The organism is Micromonospora sp. NPDC048835 (genome assembly GCF_040649995.1).
Classification (GTDB): Bacteria; Actinomycetota; Actinomycetes; order Mycobacteriales; family Micromonosporaceae; genus Micromonospora.
Map to the genome: position 1 here is coordinate 43488 of NZ_JBEZGM010000011.1, position 19901 is coordinate 63388.

Annotated in this window: 17 protein-coding genes; 13 read left to right on the plus strand and 4 right to left on the minus strand. The window is 71.0% G+C overall.

The window, feature by feature from the left end; translation table 11 throughout:
* Positions 1 to 14 precede the first annotated feature (14 nt).
* From AB0C15_RS15395 to AB0C15_RS15425, 7 genes are all read left to right on the plus strand, one after another.
* The gene (locus tag AB0C15_RS15395; RefSeq protein WP_357352554.1) at positions 15 to 1184 is read left to right on the plus strand and encodes a siderophore biosynthesis protein; all 1170 of its coding nucleotides are present in this window, start codon (positions 15 to 17) and stop codon (positions 1182 to 1184) included.
* The gene (locus AB0C15_RS15400) at positions 1181 to 2809 is read left to right on the plus strand and encodes an IucA/IucC family protein (RefSeq protein WP_357352237.1); all 1629 of its coding nucleotides are present in this window, start codon (positions 1181 to 1183) and stop codon (positions 2807 to 2809) included. The genes AB0C15_RS15395 and AB0C15_RS15400 overlap by 4 nt, the downstream gene beginning before the upstream one ends.
* The gene (locus AB0C15_RS15405) at positions 2806 to 4404 is read left to right on the plus strand and encodes an IucA/IucC family protein (RefSeq protein WP_357352240.1); all 1599 of its coding nucleotides are present in this window, start codon (positions 2806 to 2808) and stop codon (positions 4402 to 4404) included. Before AB0C15_RS15400 ends, AB0C15_RS15405 begins: the two co-directional genes overlap by 4 nt.
* Complete coding sequence (locus AB0C15_RS15410; protein WP_357352242.1) at positions 4401 to 5546, plus strand: alanine racemase; 1146 nt, start codon at positions 4401 to 4403, stop codon at positions 5544 to 5546. The genes AB0C15_RS15405 and AB0C15_RS15410 overlap by 4 nt, the downstream gene beginning before the upstream one ends.
* A 211-nt stretch (positions 5547 to 5757) precedes the next feature.
* Complete coding sequence (locus AB0C15_RS15415) at positions 5758 to 7062, plus strand: cellulose binding domain-containing protein (protein WP_357352244.1); 1305 nt, start codon at positions 5758 to 5760, stop codon at positions 7060 to 7062.
* A 164-nt stretch (positions 7063 to 7226) separates the two neighbouring features.
* Positions 7227 to 8105 carry an ATP-binding cassette domain-containing protein gene (locus tag AB0C15_RS15420; protein WP_357352246.1) on the plus strand — a complete coding sequence of 293 codons (879 nt, stop codon included), beginning with the start codon at positions 7227 to 7229 and terminating at the stop codon, positions 8103 to 8105.
* Complete coding sequence (locus AB0C15_RS15425; RefSeq protein ID WP_357352248.1) at positions 8102 to 8704, plus strand: hypothetical protein; 603 nt, start codon at positions 8102 to 8104, stop codon at positions 8702 to 8704. The genes AB0C15_RS15420 and AB0C15_RS15425 overlap by 4 nt, the downstream gene beginning before the upstream one ends.
* Here AB0C15_RS15425 and AB0C15_RS15430 read toward each other — a convergent pair.
* Both AB0C15_RS15430 and AB0C15_RS15435 read right to left on the minus strand, forming a co-directional pair.
* Positions 8701 to 9153: an SRPBCC family protein gene (locus AB0C15_RS15430; protein WP_357352251.1), complete on the minus strand. Its 453-nt coding sequence runs from the start codon at positions 9151 to 9153 to the stop codon at positions 8701 to 8703. The two genes, AB0C15_RS15425 and AB0C15_RS15430, sit on opposite strands and share 4 nt — an antisense overlap.
* Positions 9154 to 9171: 18 nt before the next feature.
* Entirely contained in the window at positions 9172 to 10635 is a 1464-nt protein-coding gene (locus AB0C15_RS15435; RefSeq protein ID WP_357352253.1) for a multicopper oxidase domain-containing protein, read from the minus strand.
* Positions 10636 to 10967: 332 nt separating this feature from the next.
* Between AB0C15_RS15435 and AB0C15_RS15440 the strand changes: the two genes are divergently transcribed.
* The 3 genes from AB0C15_RS15440 to AB0C15_RS15450 all read left to right on the plus strand — a co-directional run bounded on the left by AB0C15_RS15440 (position 10968) and on the right by AB0C15_RS15450 (position 13353).
* Entirely contained in the window at positions 10968 to 12044 is a 1077-nt protein-coding gene (locus AB0C15_RS15440) for a histidine kinase (RefSeq protein WP_357352255.1), read from the plus strand.
* A complete protein-coding gene (locus AB0C15_RS15445; RefSeq protein ID WP_357352257.1) occupies positions 12041 to 12721 on the plus strand; it encodes a response regulator transcription factor in 681 nt (226 codons plus the stop codon). The genes AB0C15_RS15440 and AB0C15_RS15445 overlap by 4 nt, the downstream gene beginning before the upstream one ends.
* Positions 12722 to 12786: 65 nt before the next feature.
* Positions 12787 to 13353 carry a PadR family transcriptional regulator gene (locus AB0C15_RS15450; RefSeq protein ID WP_357352259.1) on the plus strand — a complete coding sequence of 189 codons (567 nt, stop codon included), beginning with the start codon at positions 12787 to 12789 and terminating at the stop codon, positions 13351 to 13353.
* Positions 13354 to 13406: 53 nt separating this feature from the next.
* On the opposite strand, the gene AB0C15_RS15455 is transcribed toward AB0C15_RS15450, so the two are convergent.
* Both AB0C15_RS15455 and AB0C15_RS15460 read right to left on the minus strand, forming a co-directional pair.
* Positions 13407 to 15104, minus strand: coding sequence for an MFS transporter (locus tag AB0C15_RS15455; RefSeq protein ID WP_357352262.1), 1698 nt, complete (start codon positions 15102 to 15104; stop codon positions 13407 to 13409).
* Positions 15105 to 15267: 163 nt separating this feature from the next.
* Positions 15268 to 16806 (minus strand): aminotransferase class III-fold pyridoxal phosphate-dependent enzyme, encoded by a 1539-nt coding sequence (locus AB0C15_RS15460; RefSeq protein ID WP_357352264.1) that lies wholly within the window; start codon positions 16804 to 16806, stop codon positions 15268 to 15270.
* 127 nt (positions 16807 to 16933) lie between these two features.
* Between AB0C15_RS15460 and AB0C15_RS15465 the strand changes: the two genes are divergently transcribed.
* From AB0C15_RS15465 to AB0C15_RS15475, 3 genes are all read left to right on the plus strand, one after another.
* On the plus strand, positions 16934 to 17959 hold the full coding sequence (locus AB0C15_RS15465; RefSeq protein ID WP_357352266.1) for a methyltransferase: 1026 nt from the start codon (positions 16934 to 16936) through the stop codon (positions 17957 to 17959).
* An 82-nt stretch (positions 17960 to 18041) separates the two neighbouring features.
* The gene (locus AB0C15_RS15470; RefSeq protein ID WP_357352268.1) at positions 18042 to 19160 is read left to right on the plus strand and encodes a sensor histidine kinase; all 1119 of its coding nucleotides are present in this window, start codon (positions 18042 to 18044) and stop codon (positions 19158 to 19160) included.
* Complete coding sequence (locus AB0C15_RS15475) at positions 19157 to 19816, plus strand: response regulator transcription factor (protein ID WP_357352270.1); 660 nt, start codon at positions 19157 to 19159, stop codon at positions 19814 to 19816. Before AB0C15_RS15470 ends, AB0C15_RS15475 begins: the two co-directional genes overlap by 4 nt.
* Positions 19817 to 19901 lie beyond the last annotated feature (85 nt).

Below are 19901 nucleotides of genomic sequence, written 5' to 3' on the forward strand. Positions count from 1 at the left end.
TCGACGGAGGCGGCATGCGGCTCTACCTGACCGCGCTCAACCCCACCGACGCCGTGCTGCACGGGTTCCTCCCGGCGGCGGCGTCGCTCGGGCTCGCGGCCACCGTGCTGACCGACCGCCCCGCCGACTGGCCGGCGGACGTGCGGGTCGCGCGGTGCGCGGTCCGCGACCCGGCCGCGGTGGTCGCGGCGGCGGCACGGACCCGGCCGGTGGCGCTACTGTCCAACAGCGACCACCTTCAGGAGGCCACCGCGATCGCCGCCCGCAAGCTCGGCCTGCCCGGCAAGGACCCGGCCGCTGCCCGTCTCTGCAAGGACAAGGCCGCAGCCCGCCGGGCGGTCGCCGCTGCGGGCCTCGATCTGGTACGCACCGTCACCGTCGACCCCGGCGCGGTGCCGGAGGTGCCGACCGGGATGTTCCCGGCGGTGGTCAAGCCCCGTGAGGGGGTGGCCAGCGAGGACGCGTACCTGGTGACCGACCACGCCGAGTTGGTCAGCCGGGTTGCCGAGATCCGGGGCCGACGCCCCGACGTGGCCCTGGTGGTCGAGGAGTACCTCGACGGCGAACTGCGCACCTTCGAGACCCTCGGCGACGGCACGGCGTTGGCCTCGCTCGGCGGGTGGCGCACCGGCCTCGGCCCGCCACCGACGTTCACCGAGGAGAGCCTCGCCTGGTCACCCCCGGCCGAACAGGCGCGTACCCAACTGCGGGCCCGGCTGGACGCCCTCGGGGTCGGCTTCGGGGCCTGTCACACCGAGTACGTCGTCTCCGCCGGCCGGGTCCGGCTCATCGAGGTGAACTACCGCCTCATCGGCGACCGGATGGACCTGATCCTCGCCGAACTGCTCGGTGTGCCGTTGTTCGAACACGTCATCCGGCTGCACCTCGGTGAGTCACTGGCCGCCCTCGGCCTGCCCGACTCGGTCGACAGCTACGCCCTGGTCGAGTACGTCTGCGCGGACCGGTCCGGTCGTCTCGTCGCCGCACCGGGCCCGCTCGACACCGTGCACGGCGACGTCCGGCTGGGCTGCCGTCCGCTGCGCGAGGTGGGCCGCACCGCCGCGTACACCGGCACCAACCGCGACTACCTGGCCGTGCTGCACGGGATCGGCCCCGACGAGGGCACCGTCCGGCAGTCACTTGCCGCGCTCCGCAGCGACCTCACGTGGACCATCGTCGAGTGAGCGACGACTGCGAGCGGGAGGTCTTCACCCGGGTGCTCGACGCCCTGCTGCGCGAGGACCACCTCGGTCTGCTCAGCGGCGGCCGAGCCGACGGGCCGCACTGGTGGCAGGCGCCGCACCCCGCTGGTCTGCTGCGCATCCCGGTCCGGGCGGACGGGTTCCAGCAGACCCTGCGCAGCGCGGCGCCGATGGTGCTGTTGGTGACGGCCGTCGGCGAACCGCAGCGCACGGAGACCGTGGACGGGCTGTTGACGCTGCTCGCCCCGCCTGACGACGCCGAGGCCGAGGCGGGCTGGCGCGACTTCGGCGTCGAGTGCCGCGCCGACCTGCGGGCCCGGCGGCTCGCCGCGACGACCCGGTCCCGGGTGCTCACCGAGGTGGCCGCCGAACGCGCGCACACAGCCGGCGGTCTACCGGCGGCGCTCCTGGACGACGTGCTCGCCGCCCACCACGGCCACCCCGTCTACCCCACCGACAGGTGCCGGCACGGTCTGCGCGACGACGACCTGCTCCGGTACGCCCCGGAGCACGCACCCCGTTTCGCGCTGCGCTGGTACGCCGCACGGAGCGAGGACGTCCGGCTCACCGGCGACCTTCCGTCGTGGTGGCCCCGCGCGCCGCGACCCGGTCACCTGCTGCTGCCCGCGCATCCGGTCACGGTGGCCCGCGACGCGCTCCCGGTGGTCGACCTGCCGGTGACCCCGGTGCGGCCCACCCTCTCCATGCGGACGGTGGCGCTCGACCACGACCCGTACCTGCATCTCAAACTGCCGCTGCCGACCGCGAGCCTCGGCGCGCGCAACCGCCGGACGCTGCAACCGGGTTCGCTCGCCGACGGTGCGGCGGTCGCCGCACTGCTCGACCGGATCGCCACCGCCGAGCCCGGCTTCGCCGGTCGGATCCGGCACGCCGACGAGAGCACCTGGGCGCACGTCGACGGTGACGAGCGACGCGGCTTCCTGCTGCGCCGATTTCCGCGCGACCTCGCCGACGTTCAGGTGGTGCCGGTCGCGGCCCTCGCCGCAGCCGACCCGGTGGCGGGCACGGTCCTCGAACGGGTCAGCCCGCAGCGGCCCGTCGCGCTGCTGGAGTCCTATCTGGACCTGCTGCTCGACTGGCACGTCTTCCTCTGGCTCCGCCACGGCATCGCCCTGGAGGCGCACCCGCAGAACATCCACCTGCTGGTGCGCCCGGACGGCACGGTCGGGCTGCTCTACAAGGACAACGACGGTGCCCGGCTCGACGCGCGGCACGGCGGTCCCAACGGGCTCACCCTGCACGACAAGCGGATGTGGGCGGCTGACCCGCAGGAGTTGGCCGACGTGTTCATCACCATCACCCTGCACCTGGCCGCGGCCGCGCCCCTGATGACCCTGGCCGCCCGAGGGTTGCCGGTACCGTCGCCGGCCGAAGCGCTGGTGCCCCGGCTCGCCGCCGCCCGCGACAGGTGGGGTGACGGACCTGCGGTGCGGACCTTCACCGAGCGGGTCCTGCACGCCGCCCAGTTGCCGGTCAAGGCGATGCTCACCGCCGGCACGCTGCTGCCCAAGCAGCGGTTGGGCTGCACCGACATCAACAAGTACTACCTGCGTACCGGCCCGAACTACCTCCGGGAGACACGATGACGAGCGCGCAGTTGCGCTCCCGGCCGGGCACCGACACCGGTCAGTCCGCCGACCTGGCCGCCGCGCACGTCGTCTTCGGCTGCCTGCTCCGCGAGCTGGCACCGCCGGACGGCGCCCCGACCGTGGTCGACGGCGCCGTCCGGCTGCTGCTGCGACACCTCGACGTCACCGTGCGCTGCGAGGTCGCGCGGGTCTCGCCGCTGGGCGCGCACCGCTACACCGGGCCGGTGCAACGGAGGGCCGCCGACGGACGGTGGGAGGACCTGGACGCCGACGGGTTGGCCGCGCTTGTCGCCGCGGAACTGACCAGGCGCACCGGCCTGGCCAACGACGAGTTCGTCGATCAGGTCCGGGCCAGCCGGGACACCGTGGCCCGGCTGCTCGCCGACCGGCCGGCGGCGGACCCCACACCCACCGGCGAGCCGGCAATCGACGCGTACGTCGACTCCGAGCAGTCGCTGGTCCTCGGCCACCCGCATCACCCCACCCCGAAGTGGCGCAGCGGCGACCTGGACGACTGGCGGGCGTACGCGCCGGAACTGCGCACGGCGTTTCGGCTGCACTGGCTCGCCGTACCTGACGACCTGATCGCCGACGCCGGACCGTTCGATCCGCTCGTGGCCGCCCTCGACCCACCACGGCCGCCGCGTGGGCACCGTGTCCTGCCGGTGCATCCCTGGCAACTGTCGCTGATCCCGCCCACCCACCCACGGCTGCGCGACCTGGGGGCGGCCGGTGTGCCGGTACGACCGACGGCGAGCGTCCGTACCCTCTACGCCCCCGCCGCCGACGTGTTCGTCAAGACCAGCCTGCACGTGCGGATCACCAACTGCCTGCGCAAGAACGCCCGCTACGAACTCACCGGCGCGGTGGCGCTCACCGACCTGCTGGCCCGGGTGCCGCTGCCGGACGGGGTGCGGCTGCTCGCCGAGCCCGCCTACCGCACCGTCGACCTTCCCGGCCCGGACGAGGCGTACGGGACGATCCTGCGCGACGGTCTGCGCCCGCACCTGCGCCCGGGCGACACCCCGGTGCTGGCGGCGGCGTTGGCCGCGACGCCGCTGGTGACACCGGATCCGGTGGCCTGGTGGCGGGCGTACGTCGGGTTGCTGGTGCCAACGGTGCTGCGTAGTTGGCTCAGCCACGGCGTCGTGCACGAGGCGCACCTGCAGAACGTCGTCGTGGTGCTCGACCGGGACCGCCGCCCGGTCCGCATGCTGCTGCGCGACCTGGAGGGGGTGAAGCTGGACGCCGCTCGTTGGAGCGCCTGGCCGGACGGCGTTCCGGCGCAGGTCCGCTACGGGCCCCGGGCCGCCCACCGCCGGATCGTCTACTGCCTGTTCGTCAACCACCTCGGTGGGATCAGCGGGGCCCTCGCCGACGCGCGGCCGGGGATCGAACGGCGGCTGTGGCAGGAACTGCGTGCCGTCGTCGAGGCGGTGGCCGCCGACCTCGGTGACCCCGTCGAACTGCGCGCGCTGCTGTCCGGCGAGCCGCTGCTGGCCAAGGCGAACCTGCTGGTCCGGTGGCGGCGCGACGCCGACCGGGCCGCACCGTTCGTGCCGGTGCCCAATCCGATGGGTGGGCCACGATGACCCGACCGGTCTACGTCTACGACCTCGACGCGCTTGCCGGGCAGGCCCGCGCCATCCGGGCGGCGCTGCCCCGGCCGGTCGAGCTGCTCTACGCGGTCAAGGCCAACCCGGACCCCGGTGTGCTGCGAACCCTCGCCCCGATCGTGGACGGGTTCGAGGCCGCCAGTCGTGGCGAGCTGCGGAGGCTGGCCGAGGTGCTGCCGGGCCGGGCGCCGGCCGCGTACGCCGGGCCGGGCAAGACCGACGCGGACCTCGCCGCCGCCCTCGCCGCCGACGTGCACCGCATCCACGTCGAGTCGCCGGGCGAGCTGACGCGCCTCGGCGCGCTGGCCACCGCCGCCGGCCGGTCGGCCCAGGTGCTGCTGCGGGTGAACCTGCCTGTCGACGCTCCGGGCGCCAGTCTGGTCATGGGCGGTGGGCCCAGCCCGTTCGGCATGGACCCGGCCGACGCGGTCGACTGTGCCCGCCGCCCACCGGCCGGCATCGACGTACGCGGGATCCACGCCCACCTGGCCAGCGGGCTGGACGCGCCGCTCGCCGCGACGGTGGCTACCGCGGTGGTCGACTGGGCGGTGGCCGAGGTCGACGCCGCCGAGGTCGACGTGGGCGGCGGCATGACCGTCGACTACACCGACCCGGCCGCGCGGTTCGACTGGGAGGGTTACGGCCGGGCCCTGGGCGCGGTACTCGACAGGCACCCGGGCGTGCGGTTGCGCATCGAGCCCGGCCGGTCGGTCACCGCCCACTGCGGGGCGTACCTCACCGAGGTCGTCGACGTGAAGCGCTCCTACGGCGAGTGGTTCGTGGTGGTGGCCGGCGGGACGCACCACCTGCGGACACCCGCGGCGAAGGGGCACGCGCAGCCCTTCACCGTGCACCCGCGCCACGGTGCCGCCGGTCCCCGTACCGACGGTGGGCCGGTCACCGTGGTCGGGCAACTCTGCACACCGAAGGACGTGCTGTCCTTCTCGGCCACCGCCGGGCCGATCGCGGTGGGTGACGTGCTGGCCTTCACCATGGCCGGGGCGTACGCCTGGAACATCAGCCACCGTGACTTCCTGCTGCACGAGCCGCCGCTCTTCCGAGCCGGTGACCTGCGGGAAGTAGCCGCCGAGTGGGCGGCGCGGCCACTCGGGACGTGAGCCTGGTCGGCTCGATCGGCTCGGTGTGTTATCGATAACATGCTATCTTTCACCCCGGGAGTGAAGGGCACGCTCCCGGTCACCCGAGCCAGCCGGTGCAGACGCGCCGAGAGGCCAGCTATCCCGCCGCTCATCCGGTCGGTGACCAGTCCGGGCCCCCGTCGATGCCTGGCGACCGCGGTTGGTCGCTCAACGGCAAGGAGCCCAAGCAATGCTGAGACGTAGGTTCTTCCTCCCATCAATCGCGGCCGCCGCACTCCTGCTCGCGGCCACCACCGGCGGCGTGTTGAGCGGCGGTTTCGGTGCGACGGCGGTGGCCGCCACGAACGGCACCCTCGCGGCGACCGCCGGCTGCGGCAAGGCCCCCACCCTCGCCAACGGGACGCGGACGATTCAGAGCAGCGGACAGAGTCGTACATACAATCTGCGGATCCCGGACGGGTACGACCGCAACCGTCCCTACCGCCTGATCTTCGGCTTCCACTGGTTGAACGGCTCGGCCAACAACGTCACCTCGGCCGGCTACTACGGGCTCCAGCCGTTGTCGAACAACAGCGCGATCTTCGTCGCCCCGCAGGGCCTCAATGCCGGCTGGGCCAACACCAACGGTCGGGACCTGACCCTCTTCGACGACATCCGTCAGCAGATCGAGAACGACCTCTGCGTGGACACCACACAGCGCTTCGCCCTGGGCTGGAGCTACGGCGGAGCGATGAGTTACGCGGTGGCCTGTGCCCGGCCCGCGATCATCCGCGCGGTCACCGTCATCTCCGGTGCCAACCTCAGCGGATGCAACGGAGGCACGCAGCCGGTCGCCTACTTCGGCATCCACGGCATCTACGACAGCGTGCTGAACATCTCCCAGGGTCGGCAGTTGCGCGACACGTTCGTACGTAACAACGGCTGTACGGCGCAGAGCCCGCGCGAGCCGAGCCGGGGCAGCCTCACCCACGTCACCACCGCGTACTCGGGTTGCCGCGCCGGCTACCCGGTGCAGTGGGCGGCATTCGACGGGGACCACACCCCCAGCCCGGTCGACGGGTCGGGCAGCCCCAACGACTCGCGGACCTGGACCTCGGGCGAGATCTGGAGGTTCTTCAGCCAGTTCGCCTCGACCACGCCGCCGACGAGTCCGCCGCCGACGAGTCCGCCGCCCACTGACCCGCCGCCGACCGACCCGCCTCCGACCACCCCGCCGCCCACCGGCGAGCCGGGCACCTGCACCGCCACCTACCGGACGCTGAACACCTGGCCCGGCGGCTTCCAGTCTGAGGTGACGGTGGCCAACAACTCCAGCACGCCACTGAACGGCTGGGCCGTGGGTCTGACCCTGGCCAGTGGTCAGGCCATCAGCAGCCTGTGGAGCGGCACCAGCACCGGCACCAGCGGAAGCGTCACCGTGAGGAACGCCCCGTACAACGGCGCGGTCGGTCCGAACGCCTCGACCACCTTCGGCTTCACCGCCACCGGCAACGGCGCCACCGCACCGAGCAACGTCACCTGCACCAGCCCCTGACCACCTGGACAGGGAAGGGCCCGGAGCCGGCTGGCTCCGGGCCCTTCCGCTGGTGTGCGGGCGGGTCATTGGTGTAGAGAGATGGGTGATCGTCACGCCGTGTGGGGCCGTCGCGCCGTGCGGAAGAGCGAGACCATGACCGCCCACGGAGGCATCCAGCTGCGATGATCCAAGCTCTTGGACTGACCAAGTCGTACGGTCGGGTGCGGGCGGTGGACCGGGTCAGCTTCACGGCGCGGCCCGGTCGGGTCACCGGCTTCCTCGGGCTCAACGGGTCGGGGAAGACGACAACCCTCCGGATGCTGCTCGGGTTGACTCGTCCGACATCCGGGGAGGCGCACGTCAACAACCGGCGGTTCCGGGATCTGAAGCACCCGTCCCGGGAGGTCGGTGCCGTCCTCGAACAGGGAATCAGCCATCCGGGCCAGTCCGGGCGAGCGCATCTGACCTCCCAGGCGATCGTCGTGGGCGCGAGCCGGGCACGGGTCGACGCCCTGCTCGACGAGGTCGACCTCGCCCAGGTGGCCGACCAGCGCACCGGCCAGTACTCGCTTGGCATGCGTCAGCGGCTGGCCGTTGCCACCGCGCTGTTGTGTGACCCGCCGGTGCTGGTGCTGGACGAGCCGGCGAACGGGCTCGACCCCGAGGGTGTGGCGTGGATCCGCCTCCTGCTGCGTAACCACGCCAACCGCGGCGGAACGGTCCTGCTCTCCAGTCATCTGCTCGCCGAGCTGGCTCAACTCATCGACGACGTCGTGATCATCGTGAAGGGAAGGGTCACCTGCGAGGCGCCACTCGCCAGCCTGTACGGCAACGCGGCCTCCCGGTTACGCATCCGTAGCCGGGAGCCGCGGCGGCTCTGGCACGTGTTGGAGAGCGCCGGCGGGCGGGTCACCAGGAATGGCGACACCATGGAGGTGGTGGGTCTGACCGCCGAGGACGTCGGCGAGATCGCCTGCCAGGCACGGGTTCCGTTGTACGAACTGACCGTCGACCCACCGGACCTGGAGCGGATCTTCCTCGACCTGGCAGCCAGCCGATGATCTCCATCCTCCGCAGCGACCTCTACCGGACCGTGACCATCCGGTCGAGCGTGGTCTCCCTGGTCGTGCTCAGCCTGCTGGTCCTGCTCGTCGGTGCCGTGAACATCGACGCCTGGGCCCTGATGGCCGGCATGGGTGCCTTCGGGTTCGCCGCGATGGTCGTGGCACAGCACTATCAGCACCGCACAGCCGTCCTTCTCTACCTGTCGCAACCCAGGCGGATGGTGGTGCTCGGTGGGCAGCTGGCGGCGGCGACTGTCGTGGCCACCGGGTTCGTCGCGACCAGTGGCCTCGCCGTGCTGATCAGGGGTGACGCAGGGCCGTACCGGGACCTGGTGACTGTGGTGCCGATCCTGGCGATCCTGGCCGGCTCCTGCGCCTCCGTGGTGCGACGCTCGACGTGGCTCTTCCTCGGTGCTGCGGGTTGGTTCGTGTTCGTCGAGGGTCTGGTCGGCAGGTTGCAGCTCCCACTGCCGTTCACCGCACTGATCAGCGCCGGTGCCGGCGACACCCGGGGTCTGCTGACCGCCGCCGGGTGGGCCGCAGTGGCCCTGGCGGTGGCGAGCGTCAGTGTCGGTCGCGACCTGACCGGCGACTAGGCCGCCGACGGAGGCGGGGCTTCTCCCTCCAGCAGGTCGCGGAGGGCGTCGAGGGCGGCGATCTCCTCCTCGAACGTCTTGCCGACGACCGGGCCGAGGAAGCGGGACAGCCCGCTCGGCTGCCACGCCAGCCTCAGCGTGAGGCTGGTCCCGTCGTCGCCGGCCGGGGTGAGAGTGTATTCGCCCTGGGTGCGCACCACGCTGCCGGTCGCCTGGAACGCCAGACGCCGGCCCGGCTCGAACCCGGTCACCTCGTAGTCGGCCGGGATGCGGCTCCCACCGGGGCCCTTGAGCCCCTGTCGGTAGCGAGTGCCGACCCCCTCACCCGAGACGCGCGCGACGTCGAGCACGTTGGGACGCCAGCGCGCGTCGTTCTCGCCACGGGCGAGGAAGGCGAACACGACGTCGGGGGTACGTCCGATCTGTACGGTCTTCTCTGCCGAGGGCACAAGGAACCTTTCCTAGGGTCAGGGAACGATCTTCATCTGTGCCATCATCCCACTCGCGGAGTGGTCGATCATGTGGCAATGGTAGACATACCGGCCAAGGTAGGGCCCGAATGTCGCCTGGAGTCGGACCGTCTCGCCCGGACCGACCGAGATGGTGTCCTTCACCCCGGCCTCGCCCGGTGCCGGCGGTTGGCCGTTGCGGGCGAGCACCCGGAACTGGACCAGATGAGGGTGGAAGTTGTGCGGGATACCGAAGAGCGTGTCGCCGTTCGTCACCGTCCATACCTCGGTCGTGTTGCGTTTGATCTCGGTGTCGACCCGGTCGGCGTCGAACTGCTGCCCGTTGATGAGGAACTGGCCGGTCGACGGGTTGAAGTTGAGCGTGAAGGCGCGCTCCTTCGTGGCCGCCGGCAAGGTGGGGATGGTGCTCAGCCGGTCGGGCACCCGGCTGGTGTCGGCGACGGCCCGGTTGACGTCGAAGCGCAGCACCGGCCCGGCCACGGCATCGTCGAGGAAGACCTGGCTGCCGACCGGGAACGCGGCGAAGTCGACGACGATCTCGATCCGCTCGCCGGGCGTCAGGCTCCATGAGCGGATCGGCGTCGGGCCGGCGAGCAGGCCGCCGTCGCTCGCGATCTGGGTGACCTCGGCGTCGTTGCCGAGCCGCAGGGTGAAGGTGCGGAGGTTTGACGCGTTGACGAGCCGCAGCCGGTACTTACGGGCGGCGACCTGGAAGTAGGGCTGCGGTTTGCCGTTGACCAGGATCGTGTTGCGGAACTGGAAGTCGTCGTGTTCGAAGAGCAGGCTCGCGTCCTCGTTGAACCGGGCATCACGCAGCATGATGGGAACGTCGTAGCTGCCCGACGGCAGCCGGAGCTCGTTCTGGGCCGGGTCGTCGATCAGGAAGAAGCCGGCGAGCCCGCGGAAGACGTGCTCGGCCTCCATGTGGTGGGCATGGTCGTGGTACCAGAGCGTGGCGGCCCGCTGCTTGTTGGGGTAGCTGTAGAGCCGGCTCTTGCCGGGGTCGAGCACGTCGGTCGGGAAGCCGTCGCTGCTCGACGGTGTGTTGCCGCCGTGCACGTGCACCGCGGTTGGCATGTCGAGGTGGTTGCTGTGGGCGATGACTGCCAGACGGCCCGTCTTGACCCGGAACGTCGGGCCGGGAAAGTGCCCGTCGTAGGTCAACACCTCGGTACGCGTTCCGGGCAAAATCTCCACTTGAGCCTTACGGGTGGAAACGACGTAGAAGTCGGTGTTAGCTACCGAGGCGATTGGTTGTTGCACGGGCGGTATCGGCATCCGGACAGCGAACGGGGCGGTGACGGCCGCGACGTGTGCGGTCTTCCCGTGGCCCGCGTGGGTGCCGTGGGCCGGCGTCGCGGACGGGGTGGATCCCTGGGCCGATGCGGCCGCAGTGCCGGTGACCAGCGCCGCTGCTCCAGCAGTGGCGCCGGCCTTCATGACGTTGCGTCTGCTCACCATCTGTCGCTCCGCTCTTGACGTTCGAGGTCTCGGGTGAACTGTCACCGAGTTCGCTCAACGCATCGTCGAAGGCTGATCGCGGCCAATATGGATTTCACCTTAAGTTCTGGTGCGACTACCAAAAGCTAAGCTTCGATGCTTCCAACGACACGCCGGGAGACCGTAGACTCGTGCGAGTACTCGGCCGTGACAACTCGTAGAAGGCCGATCCGATCTGAGTGCTTTGTCGCCCACACACAGGGGGGAGGGCGACACGGCGGGCAGCCGGCGCTGGGGAGAGCCGTTCGTGCCCGCACCTGGGGAGCAATAGGGCACACACCGGGGGATCCGCGATGGTTGTTGGAAACGATGCGCTGCGGAGGACCGCTGCCGAGGTTCTCGAACGCAGGCGTCAACCGATTCTCGCCGCCTACCGTCGGCGTCTCGCCGCCGCGAGTGACGAACTCGCCGGGGCCGCTGACCTGATCGACAGCTACACGGCACTTGCTGGTGCCCTCGTCCAGGAGACGATGGGCGAGCTTGCGCGCGAAACGGTCGACCCGCTGCCGACACCGCCACCAGCGGTGTCCACCGAGGGCGGCGAGCTTCACCCACGCGAGTGCTTCCGCGCGGTCGTCGCCCTTACCGACACCGTGTTGGCCGACGCGCGGGAGCAGTTGTGTGGCCGGCCCGACCAGGGCGCGATCCTGGCGCTGGTCGCCGACGCACTCACCCGCACCACACTGACCCGGCTGCTCGACGCGAGTTCGCGCTATGCCGCCGGCCTGATGAACGAGGTCCATCGGGCGCAGATCGCCGAGCGCTCGCTGATCGCACGCGAGCTGCACGACCGGCTGGGCCACAGCCTGAGCGCGGCCTACCGCAACCTGGAGGCCCACGAGCTCGCCCAGGAACGACGCCGCGACGACGTCGACCGCCGGGTGGTCATCGCCCGCGAGTCACTTCACGACGCGGTCGGCTATCTGCGCGTGCTCATCGCGGATCTTCGGCTGTCCCAGCCGCTGGGGTCACTCGACGAGGCGCTTGCCAACTTCCTGTCGACTGTCGAGACGGGCGACACGCGTCTGCACACCGAGATCAACGGGGACGAGTCGTGGGTGCCACCCGAGGTGCTCGACGAGGTCTTCCTGGTCGTCCGCGAGGCGCTGCGCAACGCGGTCGCGCACGCAGGTGCTCGGGTGATCCACGCGGTCGTCGACATCACGCCGCACGAGTTGCGGTCGACAGTCGCCGACGACGGGGTCGGCTTCGACCTCGCGGCGGCGCGCGACGGCTCCGGCCTGCAGGCGATGGCCGAGCGTGCGGCCGCCATCGGTGGTCGCCTGTCGGTGCGCGCGGCGGGCCACCAGGGCACCTCGGTCGAGCTCGTCGTGCCGCTGCTCGCCGTCGAGGCGGGGGTCGGCCGATGACCACCACGATGGTCGAGCCGACCCGCATCGTGCTCGTCGACGATCACGTCGTGGTGCGCGACGGTCTCCGGGAGATCCTCGACGCCCAGCTCGACCTCGTGGTCGTCGGCGAGGCCGGCGACAGCAGCGCCGCGATCAACGAGATACGGTTTCGCCAGCCCGACATCGTGCTGCTGGACGTGCAGATCCCCGGTGACGGGGTGACCACCACGGTTCGCCGGATCCGTGAGGTCGCGCCGGCGAGTCGGGTCATCATCCTCAGCATGTTCGACGGCCCGACGCTGCTCCGCGAGTTGTTGACCCTCGGCATCTGCGGCTACCTGCTGAAGAACTCGACGCGTCAGGAGCTGGTCGCGGCGATCCGCGGCGCCCGGGCCGATGACGCGCCGGTGATGCTTGCCGTGTCGCGGGAGAGCCTCACCCAGGTGCAGGGGCCGGTGCACAGCACGCTGTCGGACCGCGAGCGCGAGGTCCTGCAGCTGGTCGGTCAGGCGATGAGCAACGCCCAGATCGCCGGTCGACTCTGCCTGTCGGAGGCGACGGTCAAGCGCCACCTGCGCAACATCTTCGCCAAACTCGGCGCGGTGTCACGGATCGACGCGGTCAACAGGGCCATCGCCGCTTCGCTGATCGTCCTGCCCCGGATCTGCGTCGACCCCAGGTTTTACGGCGGGTAGGAGGCCACTCGAGCAATGCTATGGGTGGGTTGCCCGCAAACGGGCACTCGTGTTGGACTAATGCCGTGAATAGCACTCGCCTGTTCGTACTCGGAGCGCTCGCGCGTGGCGGCCCCATGCACGGGCACCAGATCCGCCGGGCGGCGCAGGTCGACCGTACCGAGCTGTGGAGCGACGTCAAGCCGGGGTCGCTCTACGGTGCGCTGCACCGGATGCAGGTCGAGGGCGTCATCGAGGCGCTCCGCACCGAGCAGGAGGGCAACCGACCGGCCCGCACGATCTACGCGCTCACCTCGGCCGGCGCCGCGGAGCTCATCGACCACCGCGACGAGGCGCTGCGCGACACCAAGCTTCGTCACGACCCGGTCGACCTGGCCCTGCAGAACGTGATCGACCTCGGAGAAGAAGCGCTCCGTACCATCATCGTCGCGCGCCGGAAGGATCTCGCCGCGCAGCTCGACTCGTGGCTCGCCCTCCGCGAGCTGGCGGCGCCCCACATTCGTGGTCTGGAGTGGACGACCTTCCGACACACCGAGCTGCGACTTCGCACCGAGCTCGCCTGGCACGACGAGCTGCTCGACCAGCTGCCGAAGCTGATGGCCAACCAACCGACGACGATGACCACCTCGTGACCGTGCCAGCCCTGGCCCCGACGGCATGTCCGGGGGCCAGGGCCGGCGGCTCGTCACTTCGCGGGCTCGGGCTGCGTGGTCACGTTCCAGTCCGGCTTGCTCGCCTCGGCCCAGGGCTCGTCGGGTCGGCGGGGCAGCAGGTAGACGAGAAGGAAGGTGAGGATCACGCCGACCAGGACGGCGCCGACCGTCCACTGGACCGCGCGGTTGAAGTTGGTCTCCAGCGCCGAGCTGGCCGCGTCGTCGAAGGCCGCCCCGACCGGACCCGGAGCCGAGTCCTCGCAGCCGGGTGGCGTGGCCGTCGGATCCGACGCGCGTGACTGGCGGATGAAGCAGTCGGCGAAGGTGGCCGTTGCCGTACTCGCCTGCTCCGGCGGCAGGCCCGCCGCCACGAGCGAGGCCTGCAGCTCGGGGCTCGCCTTCTCCGCTGCCGTCGCCGAGTAGGAGCCGAGCGTTCCGAAGAGGACCACACCCGCCACCGCGACGCCGATCGCCTGGCCGAGCCGCTGCGCGGTGCCGAGCACGCCGCTGGCCGCGCCCGCGTCCTGCCAGGGCACGCCGGCAAGCACGATCTCGACGCTCGGCGCGATCACCAGGCCCGAGCCGAAGCCGGCGAAGAGCAGGGCCGGCAACAGCTCCAGGCCGGAGCCCCACCAGTGGATCGTCGCGATGATGCCGACCATGCCCACGATCACGATGCCCGCGCCGAGCATCAGCACGCCGCGACCGAGCGCACGGGCGATGTTGTCGGAGATGGCCGCGCCGACGAGGGTGCCGAACGAGAACGGCAGCAGAATCAACCCCGTGGTCAGGGCGGACTTCTCCAGGCCGATCTGCAGGTGGAGCGAGAGCGCGAAGAGCAGCCCGATGAAGCCGGCGAAGTAGCAGAGGCTGATGCCGACGCCGGCCGAGAAGGAGCGGTGGGCGAACAGGCGCATGCTCACCAGCGGGACCTGGGCACGTCGGGCGCGGCGCAGCTCCCACACCGCGAAGGCGGCGAGCGCGGGCAGCGCCGCGGCCATCGAGACGAAGGTCCAGGCCGGCCAACCCAGGCGCTGGCCCTCGACCAGGGGGATGGCCAGCAGCAGGACGGCGGCCGAGACCAGCAGCATGCCGACCACGTCGAGCCCGCCGCGGCGCCCGCGCGACTCGGGCACCAGGATCAGCGCGGCGATGAACGTGGCCAGGCCGATCGGCACGTTGAGCAGGAACACCGGCCGCCAGTCCCAGCCGCCGAGGTCCCAGGCGATCAGCAGGCCGCCGAGGAGCGGGCCGCTGGCGGTCGCGATGCCGCCGATCGCGCCGTAGATCCCGTAGGCCTTGCCGGTCTCCTTCGCCGGGAACGTGGTCTGGATCAGCGCCAGCACCGGCGGGTTGAGGATGCCGGCCATCATGCCCTGCACCACCTGGAAGGCGATCAGCTGGTTGGGCGTGGCCGCGAGCGCCGACGCCGCCGATGCGAGCGTGAACCCCGCGACGCCGATGAGGAACAGCTTGCGGTGGCCGAAGCGGTCACCGATGCGACCGGCGGGGATGAGCAGCAGGCCGTAGCCGAGCGCGTAGCCGGCGATGACCCACTCCATGGCCGTGTAGGTCGACTGGAGGTCGCGCTGGATCGGCGCCACCGCCACATTGACGATCGTCGTGGCCAGCAGGATCATGAACGCCCCGGCCAGAACGACCGCCAGGATCAGCCATCGGCGTGGGTTGGGTGGCGCTGCGCTGCGGTCGTCGGTCCAGCTCTCCGTCATCGTGTTCCTCCTGAAGTCGGACGGGGGTCGACAGCGGACCCACCCTTCGACTACACGCTGTCGCGTACGAATAGTCAAGTACGGCTATTTGCGTATGACCCGTACGGCACATGGTGAGGGCCCGGGTCATGATCTGACCCGGGCCCGGTGACACAGCGGCGGCTTACGACCAGCTGGACGAGGTGCCACTCCACTCCGAGGAAGCGGCGCCCCACTCGGACGTCGCCGGCCAGGCCAGCTCAAAGGGGAAGTCGTTGGCGCGCAGCTCCAGCGTGCTCTCCAGCACGGCGTCGGTCAGCCGGTCGACGTCCGCGTCGCTGTGGGCGCCGCCGGCGAAGAACATCGGCATGCCGAGCGTGTAGATGCCGCGCTTGCGCAGCAGCAGCGTGAGGATGAACGTCGCGGGGTTGAGCGCCCGCGAGTAGACCCGGTAGTCGGTGTAGGAGTCCTCCGGAAGGAACTGGAAGCACCCGATGTAGTCGCCGAAGCCGACCATGCGCAGCGGGATGCCCTCGGCCGCCCGGAACTCGGCCAGCCGCGCCTGGACCCGGTCGACCTTGGCCTTCAGGTCGGTGTAGTAGGCCGGACCCTTGTCGCGGAGCAGCTGGAGCGTGGCCAGCGACGCCGCCACCGACAGGTAGTTGCCGGTGTGACTGCCCTGCAGACCGGCCTTCTGGCCGAAGTCGGTCCACGACTGCCCGCTGGTCTGCGTGATGTCGAGGATGTCGGCCCGACCGCCGATCGCCGACAGCGGCAGCCCGAGGCCGCTGATCACCTTGCCGTAGGTGACGAGGTCGGTCGGGATGTCGAACTTCTGCGCGGCACCGCCGAGCCCGGAACGGAAGCCCGTCAGCACCTCGTCGAGGATGAACGGCACCCCGAGCCGCCGGGAGGCCACCGCCACCTCGCGGATCATCGGGATCGTCGTCTCTTCGAACGGGAACGACGACGCGGCCGGCTCGGCGAGGATGCAGGCCAGTTCACCCGCGTGGCGCTCGATCAGCTCGACGGCGAGCGCCGTGTCGTTCGGCAGGATCAGCAGGTCCCGCGGTTCGGCCGGGGCGACGCCGGCGAACGCCGAGACCAGCGGGATGCCGTCCTTGCCGATCTCCGGGAACGGCACCGCCGGGTGCCCGTGGTACCACGGCGCGGTGTTGTGGACGGCCAGGTCGTGTGACCCGTGCAGGGTGCCCTCGAACTTGGCGACCATCCGCCGCCCGGTGAACGCACGGCAGAGCCGGATCGCCGACTGGGTGGCGCCGGTGCCCGAGTGTTGGAAGGCGAACTTCTCGTTGTGCGGGAGGATCTCCCGAAGCAGGGTCGCCAGCTCCAGCTCAAGCGCGCTGGTGTAGCCGTTGCCGGTGCCCTTGCCGAGGTGTTCGCGGACGAAGTCGACGACCGGGGCCGGGTTGTGACCGTGCAGCGCCTGCGCGCCGTACCCCATGTGGCAGTCGAGGTAGCTGTTGCCGTCGATGTCGGTCAACGTCGAACCGCTCGCGGTGGCCGCGATGATCGGAAACGGCGGCGCCTGGAACGGCCAGAACACGTGCGCGGCGGCGTCGACCGCCCTCAGTTGCTCGACGTGCGCGGCCGAGGCACCCTGGCGCGCGCCGATCTCGCCGAACAGCTCGTAGACCCACTTCTGCTGCATGAGGTCCTGAATGACCTCGATCGCTCCGCGCTCCTGGTGGCTGGCGCCCATCGTGTCCCCTTCGCATGGCGGCCGTGACAGGCGCAGCCTGCGCGGGCCCACTCGAACCTGACTGGAGAACGGGTCGATCGACGCCGCTTCGAGCCGGTCTCGAGCGTCGTCGTCGAGGCTCGCCGCCATGACGGATAATCGGGTCAATCTCTACTCGCTGACCGACACGATCACGCCGTGGGCAGTGCGGGCCGCGGCGACGCTCGGCCTCGCCGACCTGATCGCCGAGGGCACCACCACGCTCGACGAGCTCGCCGCGGCGACGAAGGCCAACCCCGACGCGCTGCACCGGCTGCTGCGCTACCTCTCGGTCCGTGGCGTCTTCAAGGAGACCGAGCCACGGGTGTACGCCCTGACCGAGGCGGCCGAGTTCCTCAAGACCGACCACCCCGCCGCCCAGCGCCCCTGGCTCGACGTCGACTCGATGGCCGGCCGGATCGAGGGCACGTTCAGCTCGCTTACCCACTCGATCCGTACCGGCGACGCGGCGTACCCCGTGCGTTACGGCATCGAGTTCTGGGACGACCTGGCCACCAACCCCGACCGGGCCACGTCGTTCGGCGCGCTGATGGCCACCCACGCGAGCTACTTCGACCAGGTCGTCCAGGGGTACGACTGGAGCACTGTCAACCACGTCATCGACGTCGGCGGCGGCACCGGCGCCCTGCTCACCGAGATCCTCAAGGCCCAGCCGCACCTGCGCGGCACCGTGGTCGACCTGCCCGGCGTCGTCGAGCAGGGCCGGGCCCGGTTCGAGGCGGCCGGCATCGCCGACCGTGCCGAGGTCGTCAGCGGGAGCATCTTCGACCCGCTCCCGGCCGGCGCGGATGTCTACATCCTGTCGAACGTCCTGCACGACTGGAACGACAGCGCCGCCGAGAAGATCCTCCAGCGGGCCGCCGACGCGATCGGCACGACCGGCAAGGTGCTGATCGTGCAGATCCTGGTGAAGGACGAGAACGACAACTTCCCCGACGACCCGGCCCGACTCATGTTCATCACCCAGATGGACCTGCGTCTCCTCTCGCTGATGGCCGGCAAGGCGCGGACCTGGCGGGAGTACGCCGAGCTTGGCGAGAAGGCCGGGCTCCAGGTGGACGGCAGCACGGTGATCCCGACCGGGCAGACCCTCCTCTCTCTCCGTCGCGGCTGAAGGGACGGGCCCCTTGCTGACGGACCTGGGTTAGGAAGGGGCCCTCGCTAACGGACCGTGCGCGCGTCGTACCGTTGCGGGCATGAGCCCGGCCCTCCGACGAACCGCGATCGATGTCCTCATCGCCATCGGCGTCGCGGCCGTCGTGGCGGTGGCGATCCGAGTCGCCGACGAGCCCGGCGCCCGGCCGCCGGACGCGCGCGCCTACGCGATCGGCGCGGTGATCGGGCTCCTGCTGGTCTTCCGGCGCCGCTGGCCGCTGCTGGTGCTCGTCGGCTCGGTCACCGCGCTGATGATCTACTACGCGCTCGAGTACCCGGGCATCCCGCCCGCCCTTCCGCTGGCCGCCGCCCTCTTCTCCGTCGCGGCCGCCGGTCGGTTCACCTGGGCGCTCGTCGTCGCCGGGTTCTTCGTCGTCCTTGAGCTGATCATGCGGTACACGCTGCTCGGCGAGGGCTTCTTCCCCTCCCTCTCGGCCACCCTCGAAGAGGGCTCGTTGCTCGCGGCCGTGGTGCTGCTCGCCGAGACGATCCGCACCCGCCGGATCCGGCTGGCCGAGGCACAGCAGCGCCTCGCCGTGATGCGCCAGGAGCGCCAACACGAGGTCGCCCAGGAGCGGCTCCGCATCGCCCGCGAGGTCCACGACGTGCTCGGCCACACGATCGCCGCGATCAGTGTGCAGGCGAGTCTCGCCGACGACATCTTCGACAGCAAGCCGGCCGAGGCACGGGCCGCGTTGCGCAGCATCCGGGGCGCGGCACGCGACGCGATGCACGAGGTCCGCGCGGCGATCGGCATGCTCCGCGACGCCGGCGAGGTGCCCGACCTGGCCCGCGTCTTCGCGGTCGCCGAGCAGGCCGGCGTGAAGGTGCGCTCGGGGGTCGCCGGAACGCCGCGCCCGATCCCGCCGGAGGTGGCGCTCTCGGTCTACCGGATCGTGCAGGAGTCGATCACCAACACGGTCAAGCACGCCGGAGCGACGACTGTCGATGTCACCATCACGTACGCGGGGGACGCCGTCACCGTCGAGATCGTCGACGACGGGGTCGGGGTCGGGACGGGCCAGCGGGGGCACGGGGTGGCCGGCATGCGGGAACGGGCCACCGGCGCCGGCGGGTCGCTCGAAGCCGGGCCCCGGTCAGAGGGCGAGGGCTTCCGGGTGGCCGCGCGGCTGCCGGTCGAGGTGGAGGAGACAGCGTGACGATCCGGATGGTGCTTGCGGACGACCAGACACTCGTACGGGCCGGCTTCCGGGGCCTGCTCGACCACAGTGACGACCTGGAGGTGGTCGGTGAGGCGTCAAACGGTGCCCAGGCTGTCGAGATGGTCGCCGCGACCCGGCCCGACATCGTGCTGATGGACGTGCGCATGCCCGTGCTCGACGGAGTGCGGGCCACGGCCGCGATCGTCGAGCGGTTCCCGGCGGTGCGGGTCATCGTCCTGACCACCTTCGAGCTGGACGAGTACGTCTTCGAGGCGCTGCGCGCCGGCGCGAGCGGGTTCCTGCTCAAGGACATCGAGCCCGACGAGCTGCGCCAGGCGGTGCGGGTGGTGGCCGGCGGGGACATGCTGATCTCGCCCCGGGTGACCAGTCGGCTGGTCAGCGCGTTCGTCAGCAAGGTCGCGCCGGCGCCTGTCGACGGCGGCCGGCTGGCGGTGCTCACCGACCGCGAGCGCGAGGTGATGAGCCTGGTGGCCAACGGGCTGACGAACGAGGAGATCGGACGGCGGCTGTCGATGAGCCCCGCCACGGCTCGCACCCACGTCCACCGGGCGATGGTCAAGCTCCGCGTCCGCGACCGCGCGCAGCTCGTCGTGCTCGCCTACCAGACCGGGCTCGTCGCGCCCGGCGGCTAGCTACGGCCCCTGTTTCGCCGGGGGTTCCGGCTACGGCGAACGCCGTACCTCCCGGCCGTTGAGCAACGGATGCCGTGGGGTGGGA

Bases quoted from the DNA above. Each gene is read 5' to 3' on its own strand.
- AB0C15_RS15395 (WP_357352554.1), top strand. From the start codon at position 15: ATGCGGCTCTACCTGACCGCGCTCAACCCCACCGACGCCGTGCTGCAC.
- AB0C15_RS15405 (WP_357352240.1), top strand. From the start codon at position 2,806: ATGACGAGCGCGCAGTTGCGCTCCCGGCCGGGCACCGACACCGGTCAG.
- AB0C15_RS15410 (WP_357352242.1), top strand. From the start codon at position 4,401: ATGACCCGACCGGTCTACGTCTACGACCTCGACGCGCTTGCCGGGCAG.
- AB0C15_RS15415 (WP_357352244.1), top strand. From the start codon at position 5,758: ATGCTGAGACGTAGGTTCTTCCTCCCATCAATCGCGGCCGCCGCACTC.
- AB0C15_RS15420 (WP_357352246.1), top strand. From the start codon at position 7,227: ATGATCCAAGCTCTTGGACTGACCAAGTCGTACGGTCGGGTGCGGGCG.
- AB0C15_RS15425 (WP_357352248.1), top strand. From the start codon at position 8,102: ATGATCTCCATCCTCCGCAGCGACCTCTACCGGACCGTGACCATCCGG.
- AB0C15_RS15435 (WP_357352253.1), bottom strand. From the start codon at position 10,635: ATGGTGAGCAGACGCAACGTCATGAAGGCCGGCGCCACTGCTGGAGCA.
- AB0C15_RS15440 (WP_357352255.1), top strand. From the start codon at position 10,968: ATGGTTGTTGGAAACGATGCGCTGCGGAGGACCGCTGCCGAGGTTCTC.
- AB0C15_RS15445 (WP_357352257.1), top strand. From the start codon at position 12,041: ATGACCACCACGATGGTCGAGCCGACCCGCATCGTGCTCGTCGACGAT.
- AB0C15_RS15455 (WP_357352262.1), bottom strand. From the start codon at position 15,104: ATGACGGAGAGCTGGACCGACGACCGCAGCGCAGCGCCACCCAACCCA.
- AB0C15_RS15460 (WP_357352264.1), bottom strand. From the start codon at position 16,806: ATGGGCGCCAGCCACCAGGAGCGCGGAGCGATCGAGGTCATTCAGGAC.
- AB0C15_RS15465 (WP_357352266.1), top strand. From the start codon at position 16,934: ATGACGGATAATCGGGTCAATCTCTACTCGCTGACCGACACGATCACG.
- AB0C15_RS15470 (WP_357352268.1), top strand. From the start codon at position 18,042: ATGAGCCCGGCCCTCCGACGAACCGCGATCGATGTCCTCATCGCCATC.